A 4902-nucleotide genomic window follows, 5' to 3' on the forward strand; every position below is an offset into this window, starting at 1 on the left:
CCTCCTGTGCTTTGTGTTCATCGAACGGAACGTATTACTTAACATTGCTATCATTTGCTGAATGCAATGCCTTTGCGAACGAAAAATATTCTCAACGCTTTAAAAAAATCTTAGCGGACATCGCGTTAAAAATGCAACATCCTATTACCAGCAAAGAAAATAATTTCCCTATTTTTGTAAGGTTCAATGAAAGACTACTACTATTTTCTCGGGATTTCAAATGATGCTTCGGAAGAGGACATCAAAAAGGCATATCGCAAATTGTCTTTAAAATACCATCCGGATANATGCAACATCCTATTACCAGCAAAGAAAATAATTTCCCTATTTTTGTAAGGTTCAATGAAAGACTACTACTATTTTCTCGGGATTTCAAATGATGCTTCGGAAGAGGACATCAAAAAGGCATATCGCAAATTGTCTTTAAAATACCATCCGGATAAAAATGAAAACGATGCCTTCTTTGCCGACCGGTTCCGGGAAATCCAGGAAGCTTATGAAACATTGAGCGATAAAAACAGCCGGTATTCTTACGATCAGAATCTGGAGGGCCATCAGAAAAGCTTCCGGTATACGGTTCCGCCATCCATTAAAACGTTTTCAGCGAATAAGATTCATGCAAAGAAAGGGGAGGAGATCATCATTACCTGGCAGACCCAGAATGCGGATGTAGTGAAGGTTTTGCCGTTCGGACTGGAAAAAGCTTACGGCGAAAGGATATTTAAAATAACGGAATTCAAGGGCGGAAAGTTCCAGATTTTGCTTCATGCGACGAATTCGCTGCTGCACAAAACGGCGGTTCAGGGCATTACCATTACGGAAGTTTTTGAAAGCAATACGGAGAAATTCAAAGACAAAGCGGAAGAATTATTTAAATCCCAGCCACGGACGACAACCAATCCGACCGGACAGCCGAAAATAGCGAGACTTGTCATCGGGATGGTGATGCTGATTGTGGCCCTTTACTTTCTCATTAAAAATTTCGGGCATTAACCAGAAGTTAATATAACATTAAACACTAGGATAAATCCATGTTTAGATAAAAAGCAGGATTTTTATGTATGGTCATAGATTGTTTTTGGACCAAAAAACTTCCAGCCCCAGCTTCCCTCTTTCAGCTTACAATTAAGCCAATTTCTTATTCCCAGGACACTTTTTACATCTCTTCCCTTTTTTGAATTTCTTACAACAGGATTTCTTTTCACCACAGTAGATTTCTTCGGTATTCATTGTAAAAGCAGGAGCCAATGGCGGTACTTTGAAAGGAACGATCATATTCATGATGCAAATATATTAATTTAGAATAAATACAGATAGTAAAATCTGAAAATATTTATTCTTTTAACACTTAGCTGTTTACGGCATAACTTCGCGATACTTATAAAGACCAGCGGAAAAGGATCAATTATGTTAAGATTTTCCTGTATAGAAAATAGGGATCGCTGATTTTGTGAATTTTTCAAACGTCTAAAGTGAATTATTTTTGCTGATAAAAATCATTTTAATCTGATTTACATATAAAAAGGCAATAAAAAGCAGTTAATTTTGAATAAGATAGAATACTTTGCGTTATTTATTTATGATTCCGATTTAGTTGTGCAATTTTCCAAAAAATCGTAATTTTACGAATCTTTTTTTACAAACAAAATCTAATAAATAAAAATGAATACAGAACAGTTTGTGAGCCGTCACATTTCCATGAATGAAGCCGATAAACAGGCCATGCTGGAAAAAATTGGCGTTTCAAGTGTCGAAGAGCTTATCGCTCAAACCATCCCTTCCTCTATCCGTCTAGAAAAGGATCTCGAAATCTCAGCTCCGCTTTCCGAGTATGAGATGATGAACCACTCCAAGGAATTGGCTTCTAAGAATACGGATTACACCAGCTACATCGGTTTCGGATATCACAATACCCTGTTGCCGTCGGCTATTCAGAGAAATATTTTCGAGAACCCGAGCTGGTATACGGCTTATACGCCTTACCAGGCGGAAATCGCCCAGGGAAGACTGGAGGCACTCCTTAATTTCCAGACGGTGGTGTGCGACCTTACCGGTTTTGCGCTGGCCAACGCTTCATTGCTTGATGAATCTACGGCAGCAGCAGAAGCGATGCACATGTTCTTCAACAACCGGACAAAAGACCAGAAGAAATCAGGAGCGAACAAGTTCTTCGTTTCGGATCTCGTATTGCCTCAGACGATTTCCGTTTTGAAAACAAAGGCGGAAGGTCTTGAAATCGAGATTGTGGAAGGTGATCACAAAACGCATGAGCTTGACGGTTCGTACTTCGGGGTGCTGTTGCAGTATCCGGGGAAAAACGGGATTGTTCTGGATTATACGGAAGATGTTACCGAATATAAGAAACTGGATCTTCAGGTAGTCGTTGCCTGCGATCCGATGGCTTTGGTAAAGCTGAAATCTCCTGCCTCGATGGGTGCCGACTGTGCCGTGGGAACAACACAGCGATTCGGAATTCCTTTGGGTTACGGTGGTCCTCACGCTGCCTTCTTCTCCTGTAAGGAAGATTACAAAAGAGATATTCCGGGAAGAATCATTGGGGTTTCCCAAGATGCTTATGGAAAACGTGCCCTGAGAATGGCATTGCAGACCAGAGAGCAGCACATCAAAAGAGAAAGAGCGACTTCCAATATCTGTACTGCTCAGGTTCTTCTGGCAGTAATGGCCGGAATGTATGCCGTTTACCATGGTCCGAAAGGTTTAAATTATATCGCCGACCAGATCCACTTCAAAGCCAACGCTTTGAAAGGCGGACTGAAAGCATTAGGATACGACATTGTGGAAGAACCGATCTTTGATACGGTAAAAATCACGATCAATGAAGACGATAAGAAAAGGCTGATGCGAATGATGCTGGACCACAAGCTGAACCTGAACTATTTCACGGAAGGGGTGGTGAGCATCGCGATCAACGAAAGTACGACTTTGGATAAACTGAATGTCCTGATGGCTTCTTTCGCCCAGTTCAAAGACAAGCAGACTTTCAAACTGGAAATTAAGGAAGGATACAGCATTCCGGAAGAGAATTTAAGAAAAGATGAAATCCTTACCGAAGAAGTATTCAACAAATACCATACGGAAACGGAATTGATGCGTTACATCAAGCGTCTGGAAAGAAAAGATTTATCGCTGACACATTCCATGATTTCTTTGGGATCGTGTACAATGAAGCTGAACGCGGCTACTCAGATGCTTCCGCTTTCATGGGACAACTGGGGAGCGATCCACCCGTTTGTACCGGTAGACCAGGCCGGCGGTTATCAGGAAATGATCCGTGAGCTGGAAAAAGACTTGGCGGAAATTACCGGTTTTGCAGGAACTTCCCTACAGCCGAATTCAGGAGCCCAGGGAGAATATGCTGGATTGATGGTAATCAGACAATACCATATTGCAAGAGGCGAAGGTCACAGAAACGTGGTATTGATTCCACAGTCGGCACACGGAACCAACCCGGCTTCCGCAGCGATGGCGGGGATGAAGATCGTTGTCGTGAAGAACATGGAAAACGGGGAAATCGATTTTGAAGACCTGAAAGCCAAAGCCGAACAGCATTCTGAAAACCTTTCGTGTGTAATGATCACGTATCCGTCTACTTATGGATTCTTCGATGCCAACATTAAAGAAATTACGTCTCTGATCCACGAACATGGCGGTCAGGTGTATATGGACGGAGCGAACATGAATGCTCAGGTAGGTTACACCAGTCCGGGGAACATCGGGGCAGACGTTTGTCACCTGAACCTTCACAAGACTTTCGCGATTCCTCACGGTGGAGGAGGTCCTGGGGTAGGCCCGATCTGTGTGGCAAAACACCTGGTTCCTTTCTTACCTTCCAACGCCAACATTAAAGTAGGAGGAAATGAATCGATTGACGGAATTTCGGCAGCACCTTACGGTTCCGGACTGATCCTGAATATTTCTTACGCTTACATTAAAATGCTGGGAACTTCAGGCCTGAAAAAAGCAACGGAACACGCCATCTTAAACGCTAACTATCTGAAAGAAATCTTAGCGGAACACTTCCCGATCTTATATTCCAACGAAAACGGAAAAGTAGCCCACGAATGTATCGTCGATTTCAGACAGTTCAAGTCTTTAGGCATTGAAGTGGCTGATGTTGCGAAACGACTGATGGATTACGGATTCCACGCACCGACGGTTTCTTTTCCGGTAGCCGGAACGCTAATGATCGAGCCGACCGAATCGGAAAGCAAAGCAGAAATCGACCGTTTTGCAGAGGCCTTAATCGCCATCAAACACGAGATCGATGAAATCGCCAACGGTGAAGCTGATGCCGCCAACAACGTATTGAAAAATGCGCCGCACACCGAGCAGGTGGTGATCTCCGATTCCTGGGATAAACCATACAGCAGAGAAAAAGCCGCTTATCCGTTAGAGTGGGTAAGAGACCACAAATTCTTTGCTACCGTTTCCAGAGTAGACGAAGCCTACGGAGACCGAAACTTAGTTTGTACCTGTGAGCCGATTGAAGCGTATATGTAATTCGATCTGATATATAAAATGAATCCCTCTCGTGATTGAGAGGGATTTTTTTGTTTTAGATTTTTATTTTATTGATAAATATTCAGATAATTTTATTCCTTTGTTCAATTCAGCAAAATACGTATGATTAATTCCTGAAATTTTTATAATATCATTTATCGAATAATTCTTTGTCTTAATTAATTTACCATATTTTATTCCAAATAGATAAATAGAAGCTACAGTTTCTCCGTTTTTTGCATTTTCAAAATTGTCGCCCAATATTTTTCCTAAAGTATTTAATTCAATTTCATTATCAAAAATTGCTTTATCACTTAATTTTATACCTTTATTTAATTCTGTAATATAACGTGAACTCGGGTAAAAACCATGAGGTGATTA

Annotated in this window: 4 protein-coding genes and 1 pseudogene; 4 read left to right on the forward strand and 1 reads right to left on the reverse strand. The window is 41.5% G+C overall.

Going from position 1 to position 4902, the window contains the following annotated elements; genetic code table 11:
• The 4 genes and pseudogenes from ACED20_RS20895 to gcvP form a co-directional block, all read left to right on the forward strand.
• The coding region (locus tag ACED20_RS20895) for a hypothetical protein (protein ID WP_378106666.1) at positions 1-224 on the forward strand (224 nt) is incomplete at its 5' end.
• Positions 187-273 (forward strand): annotated as a pseudogene (locus tag ACED20_RS20900) (DnaJ domain-containing protein); the annotation flags it as partial. The gene ACED20_RS20895 and the pseudogene ACED20_RS20900, both read left to right, overlap by 38 nt.
• 69 nt (positions 274-342) lie before the next feature.
• Positions 343-993 (forward strand): J domain-containing protein, encoded by a 651-nt coding sequence (locus tag ACED20_RS20905; RefSeq protein WP_378106662.1) that lies wholly within the window; start codon positions 343-345, stop codon positions 991-993.
• 669 nt (positions 994-1662) lie between these two features.
• Positions 1663-4521 (forward strand): aminomethyl-transferring glycine dehydrogenase, encoded by a 2859-nt coding sequence (gcvP, locus tag ACED20_RS20910; protein ID WP_378106664.1) that lies wholly within the window; start codon positions 1663-1665, stop codon positions 4519-4521.
• A gap of 63 nt (positions 4522-4584) precedes the next feature.
• Here the strand turns inward: gcvP and ACED20_RS20915 are convergent, their stop codons facing one another.
• Entirely contained in the window at positions 4585-4782 is a 198-nt protein-coding gene (locus ACED20_RS20915) for a hypothetical protein (RefSeq protein WP_345765912.1), read from the reverse strand.
• Between the last annotated feature and the right edge of the window lie 120 nt (positions 4783-4902).

It is taken from the genome of Chryseobacterium sp. sg2396, from assembly GCF_042610505.1.
In the GTDB taxonomy this organism is placed as follows: Bacteria; Bacteroidota; Bacteroidia; order Flavobacteriales; family Weeksellaceae; genus Chryseobacterium.